Raw genomic sequence first — 16,692 nt, 5'->3', positions numbered from 1 at the left:
CACCTGCCCTACCGCGACGAGGACGAGCCGCGCCGGATCAAGGGAGCCGAACTGATTGCCACGCGCGTGGCCGCGCTGCCTTCCGACCTGCCGGTGGTACTGACCGGTGATTTCAACAGCGAGCCCGGCGGCGGCACCTATCAGGCCTTCACCCGGGTGCTTCAGGACACCCGTCGCCAGGTCAAGTCGCCGCAGGGTCCGCGCCTGACCTTCCACAACTTCACAGGAACGGCGACCGCCGAGCTGGACTGGGTGCTGGTACGTGGCTTCCACGCGCGCAGCTTCCTGACCGATGACCGCCGCATCGACGGCGTACTGCCCTCCGACCACTTCCCGCTGGTCGTTGAGCTGGACTGGCCGAAGCACTGAACAATGCAGCGACCCTCGCTACGGCGACGGTCGCTTGCCCAGCAGGCGGTACAACGCCTGATGCTGGTCGCGCGCCTGGCAGATGCGTGCGCCGACGGCAAGGAACACCGCAATGCCGACAAGGCCAACACCCAGCATTGAATCGGGCAGGCGCACGAAGCCGATCACCGCGGCCATCGCTGCCAGTACCAATAACACCACCACGCCGACCGACAGCCCGGCCCCTGGCAGGCCGGGATCACCGAGCAGCGTCCGTTGCGCCGATTGCTTCTGTTCGCCCATGTCCTGTGCTCCCGTGGTTTTTCCCCACTAGTTACACGGAGGGCGGCACTTCCGGCAGAGTCAGAAACGTCACAGTGGCGAGAACGTCCACGGCGGCCCACGCGCTACCCTGCCAGCATCCTCGTTGAGCGGAGACAACGCATGACCCATCGCAGCCGACTGGCCGGGTTCATCATCGATTGCCAGGACACACCCGCCGAAGACAGCGCGCGCTTCTGGGCCGCAGCGCTGGGCCTGCAGGCCGAGCCCGCCCGTGCTGAAGGCGACGCAGAGTATGCCGATCTGACGGGCGCGCCGGCGGGATTGAACGTGGAAGTGCAGCGGGTCGATCACCCGTCGCGGGTGCATCTGGATATCGAAAGCGACGACATCGACGCCGAAGCCGCAAGGCTGGAAAAACTCGGTGCCCGCCGGGTCGGTTTCGTCAAACGCTGGTGGGTGATGGAAGCGCCCACCGGTCATCGATTCTGCATCGTGCGCATGYGTGATCACGATGCTCCGGCCAACCATTGGCCATGATGAAAAAAGGGACGGAAGCAGATGCTTCCGTCCCCTGTCGCTCAGCGCGCCTGCGCCACGCTCGGCGCCTGCGGTGACTGGCCCCAGCCACCGAGTGCCTTGTACACGCCCACGACACTGACATTGACCTCTGATTCGGCGGCCGCCAGTGCATCATCGGCCACCAGCTGCGTGCGCTGCGCGTCCAGCAGGGTCAGGAAGTCCTCCGACCCTTCGCGGTAGCGGATCTGCGCCAGCGATTCGGCACGCCGCGCCGCCTGCGCCTGCTCGACCACGATGGCCAACCGTGCCTGCTGCTTGGAGTAGCGGGTCAACGCGTTTTCGGTGTCTTCCAACGCCAGCAGCACCGCCTGTTCGTACTGCGCGGCCACGCCTTCGGCCTCGGCCTTGCTGGCACGCAGGCGTGCCTTGACCGTACCGAAGTCGAATGCCGCCCAGCTCAACGACGGGGTCAGCGACCAGGCCTTGTTGTTGCCGTTGACCAGGCCACTGGCATCGCCGCCGAGGAAGCCGACGAAACCGGACAGCGACAACCGCGGGAACAGATCGGCCGTGGCCACGCCGACACGCGCGGTGGCGGCAGCCAGGCGACGCTCGGCCACGCGCACGTCGGCACGCTGGCGCAGCAGTTCACGGGTATCACCCAGCGGCAGTGCCTTCGCAAACGCCGGCACTTCGTGCGGTGCCAGCATGGCGGTCAGCACCTCCGGACGCTGACCAAGCAGGACAGCCAACCGGTTGCGCGACTGCGTCTCGGCCACTTCCAGCAGCGGGATGTCGGCCTCAATGGCCTTCAACCGTGCGCGGCTGCTCTGCACGTCCAGCTCGCTGCCGGCACCCAGTTCCCAGCGCGCCTCGGTCAGCCGCTGCGTATCGCGCAGGTTGACCAGGGTGCGCTGGGCCACCGCGATGCGCTTCTGGGTGCCACGCAGTTCGAAGTAGTTGCGTGCCACTTCGGCAGCGATCAGCACCTGCGCGTCGGCAAGGTTGGCCTGCTCGGCGTCCAGGTCGGCACGCGCAGCCTCTGCAGCACGGCGCTTGCGGCCGAACAGATCCAGCTCCCAGCCCGCATCGAAGCCGAGCTGGTAGCTTTCACTGAACACCCGCTGCCCACCCAGCTGCGGATCGGGTTGCTTGCGGCGGTCGTAGCTGCCGCCAGCGGTAACGTGTGGCGCCTGGTCGAAGCGGCTCTCGACAAACACGGCACGGGCCTGGCTGACACGGGCGACAGCCACGCGCAGGTCCAGGTTGTCCGACAGCGCGCCGTGCACCAGTTCTTCAAGCACCGGGTCATCGAACTGCGCCCACCAGCTGGCCACCGGCGAGGTGGTGCTGAAGACCGGCTGCTGTGCACCCTGCAGGACGACGGGCTCCTGCACCGGTGCCTTGTAGTTGGGGCCGACGCTGACACAGCCCGCCAGCACCAGGCTGGAGACGGCCATCGCCAGGGTGCGGATCACCATGGCAGCACCTCGCCCAGGTAGGTGAAGCTGCCGCTGGCGCCGGACTCGCCGATCAGCGCCATCTGCACGCTGGAACGCGCGCCCTCGGCGATTTCAATCTCGCCGTTGCCACCGTTCATATCGGTTTTCACGTAGCCGGGGTGCACGGTGTTGACCTTGATCGGCGTACTGCGCAGTTCATGGGCCAAGGCCAGGGTCCAGCTGTTCACCGCGGCCTTGGACGCGTTGTAGGCCGGGATCTTGAAGTCGTAGATGCCCGAGGTCGGATCGGCATGCAGGGTCTGCGAGCCGAGCATGCTGGAGACGTTGACGATGCGGCCGGACTTGGCCTGCTTGATCAGCGGCAGGAAGGCCTGGGTCACCGCCACCAGCGCATACACGTTGGTCTCGAACGTGCGACGCCAGGTGTCCAGCGACTGCTCCGACGGCAGTTGCGCTGGGTTCTCGATCATGATGCCGGCGTTGTTGACCAGGATGTCCAGACGACCATGGCGCTGACGCACCTGCTCGACCGCCTCGGCGATGCTGGCGCCATCATTGACGTCCAGCTGCAGCGCTTCCACCGGCAGGCCCTCGGCCTGCAGCTTCAACGCCAGTTCCACTGCGGTTTCGCGCTTGCGCCCGGCCAGCAGCGTGTGCACGCCGGCCTGTGCCAGCTGTCGCACGGTTTCCAGGCCAATGCCGCGGGTTGCGCCGGTGACCAGCGCGATCTTGTTCTGATGGGTGTTCATGGATTCGTTGCCTTGGTGGGGGGAAGCGGGCGCCGGTGATTGCCGGCGCCGCTGTTTTCCATGTCAGTGGTGGATGGTCGGCTCGCCGTGCTGCACCAGCTGGCCACCACCGTTGCGGGTGACGAACTTGCGCAGTGCCACGTAGAACACCGGGGTCAGGAACAGGCCGAACAGGGTCACGCCCAGCATGCCGGCGAACACCGTGATGCCGGTCACCGAGCGCACTTCGGCGCCAGCGCCATGCGACAGCACCAGCGGCACGGTGCCGGCGATGAAGGCGATGGAGGTCATCACGATCGGGCGCAGACGCAGGCGGCAGGCTTCCAGTGCCGCTTCGACGATGCCCTTGCCGCCCATTTCCAGCTCTCTGGCGAACTCGACGATCAGGATCGCGTTCTTGCACGCCAGGCCCATCAGCACCACCAGGCCGACCTGCACGAACACGTTGTTGTCGCCGCCGGTCATCCACACGCCGAACAGCGCGGACAGCAGGGTCATCGGCACGATCAGGATCACCGCCAGCGGCAGCGACCAGCTTTCGTACAGCGCGGCCAGTACCAGGAACGCCAGCATGATCGCCACCGGGAACACGATGAAGGCCGCCTTGCCCTGGGTCGCCTGCTGGTAGCTCAGGTCGGTCCATTCGGTAGCCATGCCCACCGGCAGCACCTTGGCGGCGATGGCGGTGAGGTTGTTCATCGCTTCGGCCGAGGACAGCACACGCGGGTCGGCTTCACCGGCCAGGTCAGCGGCCGGGTAGCCGTTGAAGCGCAGCACGGGGTCCGGACCGTAGGTTTCCTTGACGGTGACCATCGAGCCGATCGGCACCATCTCGCCACGGTCGTTGCGGGTCCGCAGCTTGCCGATGTCCTCGACGCTGTCACGGAACTGGCCATCGGCCTGTGCGATCACCTGCCAGGTACGTCCGAACTGGTTGAAGTCGTTGACGTAGGCCGAACCCAGGTAGGTCTGCAGCGTGTCGAACAACTCGGTCAGCTGTACGCCCTGGGCCTTCGCCTTGACACGGTCCACCTCGGCATCCAGCTGCGGCACGTTGGCCTGATAGCTGGTGATCGGGAAGGCCATGCCCGGGGTCTGTGCAACCGCACCCTGCATCGACTGCACCGCGTTCTGCAATGCGCCATAGCCGAGGTTGCCACGGTCCTGGATGAACATCTGGTAGCCGTTGCCGTTACCSAGGCCGAGGATCGGCGGCGGCATCATGGMGAASGCGAACCCTTCCTGCAGGCCTGCGATCTTCTGGTTGATCTCCGCATTGATCTGCGCCGCGGTGCGGCCATGGCGCTCGCTGAACGGCTTGAGCGGAATGAACGCAACACCGGTGTTGGGCGTATTGGTGAACTGCAGAGCATTCAGGCCCGGGAACGAAATGGTGTGAGCCACACCGTCGGTTTCCTGGGCGATCTTGGCGACCTTGCGCAGCATTTCATCGGTACGCGCGATCGACGAACCCTCCGGCAGCTTCACGCCGGCGATCAGGTACAGCTTGTCCTGGGTCGGAATGAAGCCCGGCGGCACCAGCTTGAAGATGAAGCCGGTACCCACCAGCAGCACCGCATACACCACGAACACCGCACCACGACGACCGAGGATCTTCGACACGCCACGCTCGTACTTTTCAGAGCTGGACTTGAAGAAGCGGTTGAACGGACGGAACACCCAGCCGAACAGACGGTCGATGATGCGGGTCGGGGCATCCTTCGGCGCGCCATGCGGCTTGAGCAGGCGGGCCGCCAGGGCCGGCGACAGGGTCAGCGAGTTGATCGCCGAGATCACCGTGGAGATGGCGATGGTGACCGCGAACTGCTTGTAGAACTGACCGGTAACGCCCGACAGGAACGCCATCGGCACGAACACCGCACACAGCACCAGCGCGATGGCGATGATCGGCCCGGACACTTCGCGCATCGCCTGATGCGCAGCGGCCAGCGGGGTCAGGCCTTCTTCGATGTTGCGTTCAACGTTTTCCACCACCACGATCGCGTCATCGACCACGATGCCGATCGCCAGCACCAGGCCGAACAGGCTCAGCGTGTTGATCGAGAAGCCCAGCAGGTACAGCGCGCCGAACGTACCGACGATCGACACCGGCACCGCGATGAGCGGGATGATCGMWGCACGCCAGGTCTGCAGGAACAGGATCACCACCAGCACCACCAGCGCGATGGCTTCCAGCAGGGTGGAGACCACGGCCTTGATCGAGTCGCGCACGAAGATGGTGGTGTCATACACCGCTTCGTACTTCACGTCGGCCGGCATGGTCTTCTGCATCTCGTCCATGCTGGCCATCACCGCATCGCGGATCTCCAGCGCATTGGCGCCGGGGGCCTGGAAGATACCGATACCCACCGCGTTCTTGCCGTCCAGCTGCGAGCGCAGCGTGTAGTCACCGGCACCCAGTTCGACCCGGGCCACGTCCGCCAGCCGCACCACTTCACCGTCGGTGCCGCTCTTGAGCACGATGTCGCCGAACTCCTGCTCGCTGCGCAGGCGRCCCTGGGCATTGATCAGGGTCAGGAACTGGCTGTTGGGCATCGGCTCGGCGCCGAGCTGGCCGGCCGAGACCTGTACGTTCTGCTCGCGCATGGCGCGCACCACATCGCTGGCGGTCAGGCCGCGCGCGGCAACCTTGTCCGGGTCCAGCCAGGCGCGCATGGCATAGTCACCACCGCCGAAGATCTGTGCGTCGCCGACGCCCTGGATACGTGCCAGCGCGTCCTTGACGTGCAGGCGGGCGTAGTTGCGCAGGTACAGGGTGTCGTACTTGCCGTTGGGCGAGGTCAGGTGCACCACCATCAGGAAGGTGGGTGACTGCTTCTGGGTGGTCACGCCTTGCCGGCGCACGTCCTCGGGCAGTCGCGCCTGGGCCTGGGCAACGCGGTTCTGTACCTTCACCGCCGCTTCGTCCGGGTCGGTGCCCGGGCGGAAGGTGATGGTCATCTGCAGCACGCCGTCGGAACCGGCCACCGACTTGAGGTAGATCATGCCCTCAACGCCGTTGATGGCCTCCTCCAGCGGGGTGGCCACGGTTTCAGCGATCACCTTCGGGTTGGCGCCCGGGTAGACCGTGCGTACGACCACCGACGGCGGCACCACTTCGGGGTACTCACCGATGGGCAGCATCGGAATCGAGATCAGGCCTGCGGCGAAGATCACGATCGACAGCACCGCCGCGAAGATCGGCCTGTCGATGAAGAAACGGGAAAAGTCCATGGAAGAATTCCTGGAAAAGGCCGTCGGCGGGCAACAGCCGCCCTGCCCCTCGCCAATCTGGCGAAGGCAGTGACGGCTGCCGCTGGCACCGGCAGCTAAGCGGGGACGCGGATCAGGAGCCGGCGGATCAGTGGTTCAGTGCGGCAGTTGCATCGCGACCCGGCGCCGGCGCAGCGGTGGGCTGCATYGCCACCGCCTTCGCCTGCACCGGCATACCGGGCATGAAGACCTTCTGCACGCCATCGATGATCACCTTGTCACCGGCGGCCAGGCCCTGCTCGACGATGCGCAGGCCTTCGGCGGTGCGGCCGAGGCGGATGTCACGGCGCTGGGCCTTGCCATCCTTGTCGACCACATAGACGTACTTGCGGTCCTGGTCGGTCAGCACGGCCTTGTCGTCGATCAGCATGGCCTGGAACTGGCCGCTGCCGAGCAGCTGCACGCGGGCGAACAGGCCCGGGGTGAACTGGCGATCGGCGTTGTCCAGCAGTGCGCGGACGCGGATGGTGCCGGTGCTGCGGGTCACCTGGTTGTCGAGGAAGTCGACCTTGCCCGAGTGCGGGTAGCCTTCTTCACCGGACAGGCCGATCTTCACCGGCAGCTCGCTGTCGCGCTCGCTCGGGCGCTCGCCCTTGCGCGCCATCTGCGCGTAGCGCAGGAAGGTGCTTTCGTCGGCATCGAAGTACACGAACACCGTATCCAGCGAGACCAGCGTGGTCAGCACGCTGGCGCTGTCGCCGGCGGTGACCAGGTTGCCGGCGGTGACCATCGCCCGGCCGGCACGGCCGTCGATCGGCGCACGCACCTTGGTGAACTCCAGGTTGAGGCGGGCGGCATCCACCGCTGCCTGCGCAGCCTGCACCGCCGCACCGGACTGGTCGGCGGCCGCACGACGCTGTTCGGCGGTCTCGGTGGAAATCGCCTGCTGTTCGGCCAGGCGCTTGGCACGCTCGGATTCGCTGCGGGCCAGCACCGCCTGGGTACGCGCACGGGCCAGCTCGGCGTTGGCGCGATCGTACTCGGCCTGGTAGCTGCGGGCATCGATGGTGAACAGGACGGCGCCCTTCTTCACTTCTTCGCCTTCAACGTAGTTGACCTTGTCGATGTAGCCGGACACGCGCGGGCGCAGCTCGACGCTCTGCACGGCCTCGACGCGACCGCTGAATTCATCCCACTGGCTGACCTGCTTGAGCAGCACGGGGGCAGCTGAGACCTGCGGCGGGGGCGGCGCGCCGGCTTCTTCGGCATGGCCACCGCTGCAGGCCGCCAGGACGGCGGCAGCGAGGATCGACACGCCAGCCATCGCGATGCGATGACCGAAACGATGTGGAGTGGTATTGGGGGAAGTCATGGCATGCATCCGTACGGAGGGGTGGTACAGCTATTTGAGAATTGCTATCAACTTTCGGCGGCGTATCCTGCGACCTCAACCAAAGTCGAGGTCAAGCAACGCCTGCGGTGTCGCGCCACAGCGGCGGTCTTTCCAGGTGCAGCAGGCCGCGTGGCAGTTCGGCATCACTGCTATCGCAACGGACGATTGCGCGGTTGTCGCGGCACCCGTCGAGCAGGGACACCACGCGGCGACCGACCAGCAGTGAACTCGGCCATTCAATACAGGCGTTGGCAGCGTTGGCCGGCGTGCAGACCGGACTGCACACTTCCAGCATCTGCGCGCGTACGCCCACGGCCTGCGCTTCCTGGTGCACCACCTGCGCGTACATGCGCAGCGCGGCGGTGGTGATCGAGGTCTCGCCATAGCCTGCCCAGGGCTTGAGCCCGGCCGGGCTGCCGATCATCACGTAGCGGCGAGCATGCACGTTGTCCTGCAGCAGCGGCAGCAGGTGGTGCACTGCGTGCACATGCGGCATCAGGTCCGCCTGCAATGCCGCCGACAGGGCGTCACCGCCACGCTCGACCACGCGGCCACGGTTGTACGGGCCGCCCATCGCGGCAACCACCGCTGCCAGCGGGCGCGGGCGCTGCGCCACGCGTTCGGCCAGCGCACGTGCCGAACTGTCGTCGCTGAGCGAGCCCAGCATCGTCTGCAGGCCCGGCTCATCAGCAAACTGCTCGTGCAACGCCGCCAGGCGGCCGGGATCGCGGCCGACCACCAGCACGGGGCTGCCGGCCTCCAGCAATGCGCCGACCACACCCTGGCCCACGGCACCGGTGCCGCCGAGAACCAGGACCTCGGGCGTCAGAATCCCATTCACGGGACATTTCCTCCCAAATCCGGGATAGTCCCGATTCGGCGCAGTCGGTCACCCTTGTGCGAGGCAAGGTGCAAGGCACCGCCACGCTGCTGACGCATGGGTGCGGTAAACTCCCGAAAATCCTTGTTAACCAAGGAGCTGGGACGGGATTCAACGGTCATTGCCAGGTCCAGGGCGTTCTGGCCGGCAATCCGGAAGCGGGCAAGAATGTTGCGCAGGCTCATGGCGGACGGGCTCCAATTAGCGAATGGCGCCACGATAGACCTCAAACCCCTACTTGATTAGTCCTGATTAAGGGGAATAATCATCCCGTCCCCGGTCCAATCGTTCTGTCACGATTGCCCCATCCCCGACGTCCAGGATCCCTGACCATGTCCCACGATCTCAACGAGACGCTGATCTTCGTCAAAGTGGTCGAGCAAGGCAGCTTCATCGCGGCTGCCAAATCGCTCGGCCTGCCCAAGACCACGGTCAGCCGCAAAGTGCAGGAACTTGAGACGCGCCTGGGTGCGCGCCTGCTGCACCGGACCACGCGCCGCCTCGGCCTCACCGAAGCCGGTTCGATCTATCACGAGCATTGCCAGCGCATCGCGCGCGAACTTGAAGAAGCCGAAAGCGCGGTCAGCCAGCTGCAGTCTGGTCCACGCGGATGGTTGCGCTTCACCGTGCCCTATTCGATCGGCATCACCTGGATCGCACCGCTGCTGGGCCAGTTCCATGCGCAGTACCCGGAAATCCGCCTGGACATGCACATGGGCAACGAGAAGCTGGACCTGATCGCCGGTGAGGCCGATCTTGCCCTGCGCGTGGGTGCCCTGCCCGATTCCAACCTGGTGGCGCGCAAGCTCGGCAGCCTGCGCACGCAGGTGTTCGCCAGCCCGGCCTACATCGAGCGCTACGGCGAGCCGCTGCATCCGGAAGAGCTGCAGTTCCACCGCATCCTGGCCATGCGCAAGCCGTACCACACCGGCAATTCGCCACGCTTTACCTGGCAGCTGGGCGAGAACGGTGGCGARCTGCGCGACTTCCCGGTGACGCCGCTGATGACGGCCAACGACATGTCTGCGCTGAATGGCGCGCTGGTGTGTGGCGAAGGTCTGCTGCTGACCGGCGACGTGATGGCCAAGCCGTTCGTCGAGTCGGGCATGGTGCGCCGCGTTCTGGCCGGCTGGACCGGCCCGGAAGTGGATTTCAACGCGGTGTTCGCCGGTGGCCGGCTGGTGTCGCCGAAGGTACGCGCGTTCGTCGATTTCCTGGTGGAGAAGCTCAACTTCGACGCCAACTACATGCTGGCGCAGTGCCCCGGTGCGAAGCTGGCGCGGCAGCAGCAGGAACAGGAAGAAGCGGCGCTGGCGAGCAGCGGCAAGCGTATCCTGGAGAAGGTGGCTGCTTCGGCGGCGTAAGCTGCAGCGATGCCGCCTGTACCCTGCTCTCCTGGATGGCCTCCGGTAGATGCCGACCTTGGCCGGCACGGCTCTCCACATGGGCTATCGGCGTGCCGAGCACACTCGGCACCTACAGAAAATGCCGCCTGCTAGGGCGGCATTTTCGTTCCTGCTGCGGCGGAACAGCGATAACGCTGCGCGTTATTGTTTGAGAGGAATCACGCGGATCTCGACGCGGCGGTTCTTGGCACGGCCGGCATCGGTGCTGTTGTCAGCGATCGGATAGGCCTTGCCAGCGCCCAGGGTTTCGATGCGCACGCTCTGCACGCCCTGGCCGATCAGGTACTGCGCCACCGAATCAGCACGCTCCTTGGACAGGCGGTTGTTGACCGCGTCGCTGCCGATGCTGTCGGTGTGGCCGACCACTTCGATCATGGTCTGGTTGTAGTCACGCAGGGTGCCGGCAACGCCATTGAGCGAGCCGTAGAACTGCGGCTTCAGTGCCGACTTGCCGAAGTCGAAGGTGATGCCGTCGGGCAGGTTCAGCATGATGTTGTCGCCCTGGCGCTCGACGTCGATGCCGGTGTTGGCGGTGCGCTCGCGCAGCGCGCGCTCCTGGCGATCCTGGTACTGGCCCACCGCGGCGCCACTGAGTGCGCCGATGCCCGCGCCGATCAGCGCATGCTGGCGACGCTCGGTCGCGCTGTCGCCGGACAGCAGGCCCGCGGCCACGCCGATGGCGGTACCGATCAGGGCATTGCGGCCGGTGCGGTTCTGCTGCTCGGTCGGGTTGCCGTACGGATCACTCTGCACATAGGAGCCGCCGGTGGCGCAGGCCGACAGGACGGCCGCACTCATCAGGGCCAGTGCGACGTTGCGGGTGGTGTTGCGGATCATGGTGTTCTCCTTGGTTTCCGGTCGGGCCGGCGGCTTGCGGGCGGCAACGAGGATAAACAGCCGGACGCGATGTCGGGATGATGATCACGCCGGTCGACAGGGGCGTGTTCAGCTAGCTGTCTGGACCGCTCAGCCAGCGCTTTACCCCGCCGCCGACTGACGGTAGGCGGCCAGAGCGGCATCCCGGCCAGCGGCGAGGTCCACCAGCGGCGTGCGTGGGTAGCCCGGCGCGCGTTCGGCCAGCAGGTGCGGATGCTGCCATGGAGCGAACCGCGCCTTTACCGGCAGCGCCGCCAGCTCAGGCACCCAGCGGCTGATGTAGCGCGCCTGCGGATCGAACTTCTCGGCCTGTGTGACGGGATTGAACACGCGGAAATACGGAGCCGCGTCGGCACCGGTGCCGGCCACCCACTGCCAGCCCATCGTGTTGTTGGCCAGGTCGGCATCCACCAGCGTGTCCCAGAACCAGCGCGCACCGTGCAGCCAATGCGCACGCAGGTGCTTGCACAGGTAGCTGGCAACGATCATCCGCACCCGGTTGTGCATGTAGCCGGTATGCCAGAGCTCGCGCAGGCCAGCATCGACGATGGGGACGCCGGTGTTGCCGCGCTGCCAGTCGTGCAGCTGGGCGGCACTGGGACTGGCCCACGGGAAGCGATCGAAGCGTGGATTGAGGTTGTCGGTCGGCGTCTTCGGGAAGTGGTGCAGCAGGTGATGGGCAAAGTCACGCCAGCCAAGCTGGCGCAGGTAGCCATCGATGTCAGCATCGGTACCGGCACTGCGCAGGCCTTCCAGCGCGTGGGCGATGCGCCACGGCGCGATTTCGCCGAAATGCAGGTGCGGCGACAGCCGCGAGGTACCGACCCGATCCGGCAGGTCGCGCTGCTCGCGATAGCCGCGCAGCGCACCATCCTCGAACACGGACAACGCCTCGAGCGCACCGGTCTCGCCCGGCTGCCAGTGTTCCCAGAACCCGGTATCCCAGTGAAGCGTGGGCGCCAGCTGCAGCGTATCCAGCGCGAGGCTGTCGACCGTATGCGCCGGCAGCGTCTCCGGTGCGGCCCGCAAGGCGGGCAAACGCCAGTGGCTGAGTACGTTGCGCCAGTACGGAGTGAATACCTTGTAGGGCTGCCCCTGCTGGGTGGCGATGTCCCAGGGCTCGAACAGCAGGCTGCCGTTGCAGCTCTGCGCATCTATGCCCTGCTCGCGCAGCGTGCGTTTGATGGCGGCATCGCGCGGTTGCGTGGCCGGTTCGTACTTGCGGTTCCAGTACACCGCTTCGGCGCCGGTCTGCTGCACCAGCTCCAGCAGGGAAGGCAGGCTGTCACCGGCACGCAGCACCAGCGATGAACCCCGTGCACGCAGGCCGGCATCCAGTGCCGCCAGCGAACGATGGCGCCACGCATTGGAGGCCGCGCCCGGCGCCCACTCGCCCTCTTCGTGCGGCGCGTGGATGTACACCGGCACCACAGCGTGGCCCGCTTCCAGCGCCGCCTGCAGCGCCGGATTGTCCTGCAACCGCAGGTCCCGACGGAACCATACCAACGCTACCGACACGTGCACTGCCTCTCAGTTGCTGGGCGGCCATGATAGCCAGTGACGGTGAAGGCGATGCGTGCGACCGGCTCTGCTAGGCTGCGCGCTCTTCCGCTTCCGCCCGGCCCACGTCATGGATGATCTTCGCGCCACGTTTGCCCGCTTCGGCGCCCTGCAGCCGCAATCTGCCGACGCGTGGCAGGGGCCGTTCCCGCTGCCGGACGTGCTGGCCGGATTCTACGCACACGTCGGCCCGTTCGGCGAGGTATTCAATCCTGCAAAAGGCCCCTGCGGCATCACCATTCCAGGCCTTGAGGTGTGGATACCGCCCTTGCAGCGCCTGTGGGCCTACCAGGCAGGCTATCGCTGGAACGGCAACGATGGCGAACCGATCAGCGACTGGCCGGCGCAGTGGCTGGTGATCGCCGACCGTGGCGCCGATCCCCTCATCCTCGACATCGACGACGGCCGCGTACTGTTCGCCCGTCATGGTGCGGGCCACTGGGACGCCGGCGGGTTCGCCGCCGACGTGCCGACCCTGATGGCCGCGTTGGCTGCGGCCGGCAGCGTTTACCTCGAGGCTGATGAGGATCTGTACAGCGATGACGATGATGGCGGGATCCGTCCGGTTCATCGCGAAGCGGCGCTGCGCGCTGTCGCTGTGGTGCTGGGCAGCACGGATGAAGCAGAACTGTTCCTGGACGCAATGCAGCAGAGCCACGCCATGCGCGGATGGTGCACGGAAAGGTTCAATCCACGCGTGGCGTGGATCTGCTTCTGGACTGCTGCATCGCTTCGCTGATCACTCGTCCGTCGTTCTTTCCTGCGGCACCTGCTCCGGCTGAGCGGCCAGGAACGGGTGCAGTACGGTATCGGCAGCAGCCACCGCGCCCACCACCAGCAGCAGGGCAACGGCGATGGCGGCCATCGGAACGAGGCGCGGGCGCGCGCTCATCGGTCGTTCCTCACTCCCAGCACCGGTCGGTGCGGCCCTTGGCGGTTTGGGCACGCGCGCAGTCACGCGGCGTGATCCGTCCCTCTCGCTGCTCCACCCGTTGCTTGCCGCCATTGTCATCGCGCTTCAGCTCGAAGGCGTCGTACAGGCGCCCGGTCACCGTGCGGGCCTCGTAGCGAAGGCGCTGCGGATCGATGCGCAACACCTGGAACAGCTGGGTGTCTTCGCCCACAGGGTCCATCGTCCTGCGTGCCTCGTCCGACAGGCGGTACTGCTTCGGTCCAGCCACCGTCACCACGTACTGCGGTGTTGCCGCCTGCCCTTCGCCGCGACGGCCGTAGGTATGGTCATGCCCCTGCAGTACCAGATCCACCTTGTGACGGCGCACCACCGGCAGCAGCACCTTGCGCAGGGCAGCATTCTCGCGGCCCTCGCGCGGCGAATAGAACGGCTGGTGCAGCAGCACGATCGTCCACGGCTGCCGGTTGCCGGCCAGCACCTTGTCCAGCCACTGTGCCTGCGCCTTGGCGGTACCCAGATCCAGCGCCGAGGTCCCATCGACCACGGCCACGCGCACGCCCTGTGCATCGAACCAGTAGCTGGTACCCGCCGCCGCGCTGGCACCGTTGCCCGGCAGGGCGAAGGTCACCGGCCAATGGCGGCCCAGCACACGGCGCTCCTGTGGCGTGTCCTCGAATTCCTCGAAGTACTCGTGGTTGCCGATCGCCGGCGCCACCAGCGTCTCCTGTGCCAGCCAGCTGGTGGCGGCAAACCATTCGCCCCATTCGCTGTCGTCCATGTTGTCGCCACCGCTGACCAGGTCGCCGGCAAACAGACTGATCCGCGCATCCGGCGCGGCCTTCTGTGCGGCCCGCACCACGCGGCTTACATGGCTGACGTTCTTGTTCTGGGTATCGCCGAAATACAGCAGGGTCAGCGGCTGGTCGGCAGCGGCCATCGTACGCAGCTGGTTCCACGCGCTCCAGCTGCCATTGCCCTGTACGCGGTAGACATACAGGGTGTCCGGCTGCAAACCGTCGATGTCGGCGCGATGATGATGCGACAGGCCGTTCTCGGTCTGCAGCACCTGGGTCTTCGCGCGCACCTGGACGATGCCCTCGATGGCCGGCGAATCGTCGGCCCGTGCGATTTCCAGCAGCGGCGACTGCACGCTGCCATCGGTGCGCCAGGCCACTGCGAAGCCGTGGCTGGGGTCGACCGATGGAGAGGCAACGATGCGGTCCGGCACCGGTGTGGCCGCGTAGTAGCGGCTGCCCGACGGCACCCGCGTATTGGGCTCGGCCGCAGCCATCGCCATCGATGGCAATGCGAGCAGCAGCCCGATCGCAAGCAAGCGCACCAAACGCGCGCTCACGAGCCACACTCCAGCGGCAGGGCCAACTGCTTGGCGATGCTCTCCCAGTCGAAGGCCACCACACCCTGGTCATCGTGCACCGCATACAGGGCACCGTGCGGGAACCTTGGCGTCGGCTGCTGCATCATCCAGATGCCATCGGTGTTGGCCACGGTATTGCCCTGGAACGCACCCACCGGCTTCAGCGTATGGCGGTCGAACAGATGGAACACGCTGCGCTGCTTGCCCTGCTCGGTGGTGATCCACCAGCCGTCCTTGCCGCAGGTGCGCAGCATCACGCCTTCGGCCTGCGCCTTGAACACGTCGCGGCCGAAGGTGGTGCCGGTGAAGCGCCCCGCCAGGGTGTAGACCTTGAATTCGCTGGCGTAGCTTTCGTCCTCTTCGGCGATCAGCAGGCGATCATTGGCCGGATCCCCCCAGATCGATTCGACCACGCGCAACGCACCGGCTTCGCTGGTATCACCGATGCTGGCCGACAGTGTTGCCTGCACCTTCGTGCCATCGCGGGACACGTGGTACTGGCGCACGCGCTTGTCCAGCTCAGCCAGCGGCGGCAGGATGTCCTTGCCCTGTGCGTCCTCGCCGTTGTCCCAGGAGTCGGTGACGTAGACGCTGTAGCCATCGGCACGGCGGTCCACCCACAGGCCGTAGGGCTTGCGCAGGTCGTCGGCACCGAAGGTGGCCAACGGAGTGAAGTCCGGCAGCGAAAGCACCTGCACACGGTGGTTGTCGCGCTCGACGATCCACAGCAGGTCATCGATCACCGCGATGCCGTTGGGACGATCGAACTGGCCCAGGCCGGTGCCGGTGCTGCCGACGTCGCGCAGGTGCTGGCCGTTGCTGCCATCGYAGACCACCAGCTTGTCGGTGGCCTTGGCCGTGGCGATCAGCCAGGTCTTGCCATCCGGGGCCTGCCAGGACGCGGGCGAATCGATGTTGTCGGCCGGGGTCATCGGGGTCAGGAAAGCCTCGGCGATGGTCGCCACGTTGCGCTTGACCGGTGCCACAGCGCCGGTCGCTGCAGCCGCTGCCGGCGCCTTGTCCGCGGCCGGCGTGCAGCCGGCGGCAAGAACGGCTGCCAGCGAGGCCGCCATCAGGGTCATGCAACGCGCCATCACAGCGCCACCTTCAGGCCCACGGCGTAGGTGCGGCCATACTCTTCCATCTGCAGGGTGCGCGAGCGCGTGCCCTGGTACAGCTCCAACGGCTTGTCCAGCAGGTTCTGCGCTTCAAAGTACACGCTCACGTTCGCGTTGAACTTGTAGTCCAGCGAGAAGTCGAGCTGGGTGTTGGGCGCCACGTAGATGTCGAACGCACGGCCCTTGCCGATGCTGTCCAGGTACTCGCTGCGGTACACCGCCGCCAGACGGGTGCTCAGGCCGTACTTTTCATAGCCGATGTGGGCGCTGTACACGTGCTTGGAGGCACGCGGCAGGGTGAAATCCTCACCGGCGCGATCCTCGATGCCAGCGTCGAATCCGGTATCCAGCCAGGTGCCGCTGGCGCCCACCAGCAGACCGTCCAGGCCAGCGGGCAGGAAGGCCAGCTGCTGCTGCCAGTTCAGCTCCGCACCACGCACGGTGGCTTTGCGGCCATTGATCGGCTGGGTCACGTCAAAACCACCGTAGGCCGGATCATTGGTGCGCACCGTCTCGACGATATAGCCGTCGATGGACTTGTGGAACAGACCTAGCGAAACGATGCCGGTACTGCCGAGGTACTTCTCCACCGAC

16 protein-coding genes and 1 pseudogene are annotated in these 16,692 nt (G+C 66.3%); 4 read left to right on the top strand and 13 right to left on the bottom strand.

What is annotated here, in order from left to right:
- A partial coding sequence (locus tag AC1DJN_RS12940) for an endonuclease/exonuclease/phosphatase family protein (protein ID WP_478039292.1) occupies nt 1-369 on the top strand: 369 nt, incomplete at its 5' end.
- An 18-nt stretch (nt 370-387) separates the two neighbouring features.
- On the opposite strand, the gene AC1DJN_RS12935 is transcribed toward AC1DJN_RS12940, so the two are convergent.
- Entirely contained in the window at nt 388-651 is a 264-nt protein-coding gene (locus AC1DJN_RS12935; protein ID WP_025878847.1) for a hypothetical protein, read from the bottom strand.
- Nucleotides 652-792: 141 nt separating this feature from the next.
- On the opposite strand from AC1DJN_RS12935, the gene AC1DJN_RS12930 reads away from it, so the two are divergent.
- Complete coding sequence (locus AC1DJN_RS12930; protein ID WP_478039291.1) at nt 793-1,170, top strand: VOC family protein; 378 nt, start codon at nt 793-795, stop codon at nt 1,168-1,170.
- A 41-nt stretch (nt 1,171-1,211) separates the two neighbouring features.
- Here the strand turns inward: AC1DJN_RS12930 and AC1DJN_RS12925 are convergent, their stop codons facing one another.
- The 6 genes from AC1DJN_RS12925 to AC1DJN_RS12900 form a co-directional block, all read right to left on the bottom strand.
- Nucleotides 1,212-2,633: an efflux transporter outer membrane subunit gene (locus AC1DJN_RS12925; protein ID WP_025878845.1), complete on the bottom strand. Its 1,422-nt coding sequence runs from the start codon at nt 2,631-2,633 to the stop codon at nt 1,212-1,214.
- Nucleotides 2,627-3,364 carry an SDR family oxidoreductase gene (locus AC1DJN_RS12920; protein ID WP_025878844.1) on the bottom strand — a complete coding sequence of 246 codons (738 nt, stop codon included), beginning with the start codon at nt 3,362-3,364 and terminating at the stop codon, nt 2,627-2,629. The genes AC1DJN_RS12925 and AC1DJN_RS12920 overlap by 7 nt, the downstream gene beginning before the upstream one ends.
- Before the next feature lie 63 nt (nt 3,365-3,427).
- Nucleotides 3,428-6,598: an efflux RND transporter permease subunit gene (locus tag AC1DJN_RS12915; RefSeq protein WP_478039290.1), complete on the bottom strand. Its 3,171-nt coding sequence runs from the start codon at nt 6,596-6,598 to the stop codon at nt 3,428-3,430.
- A 127-nt stretch (nt 6,599-6,725) separates the two neighbouring features.
- Nucleotides 6,726-7,949: an efflux RND transporter periplasmic adaptor subunit gene (locus AC1DJN_RS12910; RefSeq protein WP_025878842.1), complete on the bottom strand. Its 1,224-nt coding sequence runs from the start codon at nt 7,947-7,949 to the stop codon at nt 6,726-6,728.
- A 91-nt stretch (nt 7,950-8,040) separates the two neighbouring features.
- Nucleotides 8,041-8,811 (bottom strand): SDR family NAD(P)-dependent oxidoreductase, encoded by a 771-nt coding sequence (locus AC1DJN_RS12905; protein WP_442251954.1) that lies wholly within the window; start codon nt 8,809-8,811, stop codon nt 8,041-8,043.
- Complete coding sequence (locus AC1DJN_RS12900; protein WP_025878840.1) at nt 8,808-9,035, bottom strand: hypothetical protein; 228 nt, start codon at nt 9,033-9,035, stop codon at nt 8,808-8,810. The genes AC1DJN_RS12905 and AC1DJN_RS12900 overlap by 4 nt, the downstream gene beginning before the upstream one ends.
- A gap of 147 nt (nt 9,036-9,182) precedes the next feature.
- Here AC1DJN_RS12900 and AC1DJN_RS12895 point away from each other — a divergent pair, with 147 nt between their 5' ends.
- Complete coding sequence (locus tag AC1DJN_RS12895) at nt 9,183-10,214, top strand: LysR family transcriptional regulator (RefSeq protein WP_025878839.1); 1,032 nt, start codon at nt 9,183-9,185, stop codon at nt 10,212-10,214.
- Between the two features lie 183 nt (nt 10,215-10,397).
- Here the strand turns inward: AC1DJN_RS12895 and AC1DJN_RS12890 are convergent, their stop codons facing one another.
- Together AC1DJN_RS12890 and AC1DJN_RS12885 are read right to left on the bottom strand one after the other, a co-directional pair.
- A complete protein-coding gene (locus AC1DJN_RS12890) occupies nt 10,398-11,093 on the bottom strand; it encodes a YiaD family glycine zipper/OmpA-like lipoprotein (RefSeq protein ID WP_025878838.1) in 696 nt (231 codons plus the stop codon).
- A 141-nt stretch (nt 11,094-11,234) separates the two neighbouring features.
- Complete coding sequence (locus AC1DJN_RS12885; protein WP_032977962.1) at nt 11,235-12,650, bottom strand: cryptochrome/photolyase family protein; 1,416 nt, start codon at nt 12,648-12,650, stop codon at nt 11,235-11,237.
- 112 nt (nt 12,651-12,762) lie between these two features.
- Here AC1DJN_RS12885 and AC1DJN_RS12880 point away from each other — a divergent pair, with 112 nt between their 5' ends.
- The gene (locus tag AC1DJN_RS12880) at nt 12,763-13,431 is read left to right on the top strand and encodes a hypothetical protein (RefSeq protein WP_442251952.1); all 669 of its coding nucleotides are present in this window, start codon (nt 12,763-12,765) and stop codon (nt 13,429-13,431) included.
- 18 nt (nt 13,432-13,449) lie between these two features.
- Here AC1DJN_RS12880 and AC1DJN_RS12875 read toward each other — a convergent pair.
- The 4 genes and pseudogenes from AC1DJN_RS12875 to AC1DJN_RS12860 form a co-directional block, all read right to left on the bottom strand.
- Nucleotides 13,450-13,584 (bottom strand): annotated as a pseudogene (locus AC1DJN_RS12875) (inorganic diphosphatase); the annotation flags it as partial.
- A gap of 10 nt (nt 13,585-13,594) precedes the next feature.
- Nucleotides 13,595-14,902: a purple acid phosphatase family protein gene (locus AC1DJN_RS12870; protein ID WP_081794600.1), complete on the bottom strand. Its 1,308-nt coding sequence runs from the start codon at nt 14,900-14,902 to the stop codon at nt 13,595-13,597.
- Nucleotides 14,903-14,955: 53 nt separating this feature from the next.
- Nucleotides 14,956-16,062 (bottom strand): phytase, encoded by a 1,107-nt coding sequence (locus AC1DJN_RS12865; RefSeq protein WP_478039289.1) that lies wholly within the window; start codon nt 16,060-16,062, stop codon nt 14,956-14,958.
- A gap of 11 nt (nt 16,063-16,073) precedes the next feature.
- Nucleotides 16,074-16,692: TonB-dependent receptor domain-containing protein (locus AC1DJN_RS12860; protein WP_478039288.1), on the bottom strand; the 619-nt coding region annotated here is incomplete at its 5' end.

This window comes from Stenotrophomonas sp. 05L414_2, from assembly GCF_056397905.1.
Note: the sequence above shows the minus strand (reverse complement) of the source record. Positions and strands in the feature narration are given on the sequence as shown.

Coding starts and splice junctions, on each gene's coding strand:
- AC1DJN_RS12920 (WP_025878844.1), bottom strand. CDS start 3,364: ATGAACACCCATCAGAACAAGATCGCGCTGGTCACCGGCGCAACCCGC.
- AC1DJN_RS12935 (WP_025878847.1), bottom strand. CDS start 651: ATGGGCGAACAGAAGCAATCGGCGCAACGGACGCTGCTCGGTGATCCC.
- AC1DJN_RS12870 (WP_081794600.1), bottom strand. CDS start 14,902: ATGGCGATGGCTGCGGCCGAGCCCAATACGCGGGTGCCGTCGGGCAGC.
- AC1DJN_RS12880 (WP_442251952.1), top strand. CDS start 12,763: ATGGATGATCTTCGCGCCACGTTTGCCCGCTTCGGCGCCCTGCAGCCG.
- AC1DJN_RS12890 (WP_025878838.1), bottom strand. CDS start 11,093: ATGATCCGCAACACCACCCGCAACGTCGCACTGGCCCTGATGAGTGCG.
- AC1DJN_RS12900 (WP_025878840.1), bottom strand. CDS start 9,035: ATGAGCCTGCGCAACATTCTTGCCCGCTTCCGGATTGCCGGCCAGAAC.
- AC1DJN_RS12925 (WP_025878845.1), bottom strand. CDS start 2,633: ATGGTGATCCGCACCCTGGCGATGGCCGTCTCCAGCCTGGTGCTGGCG.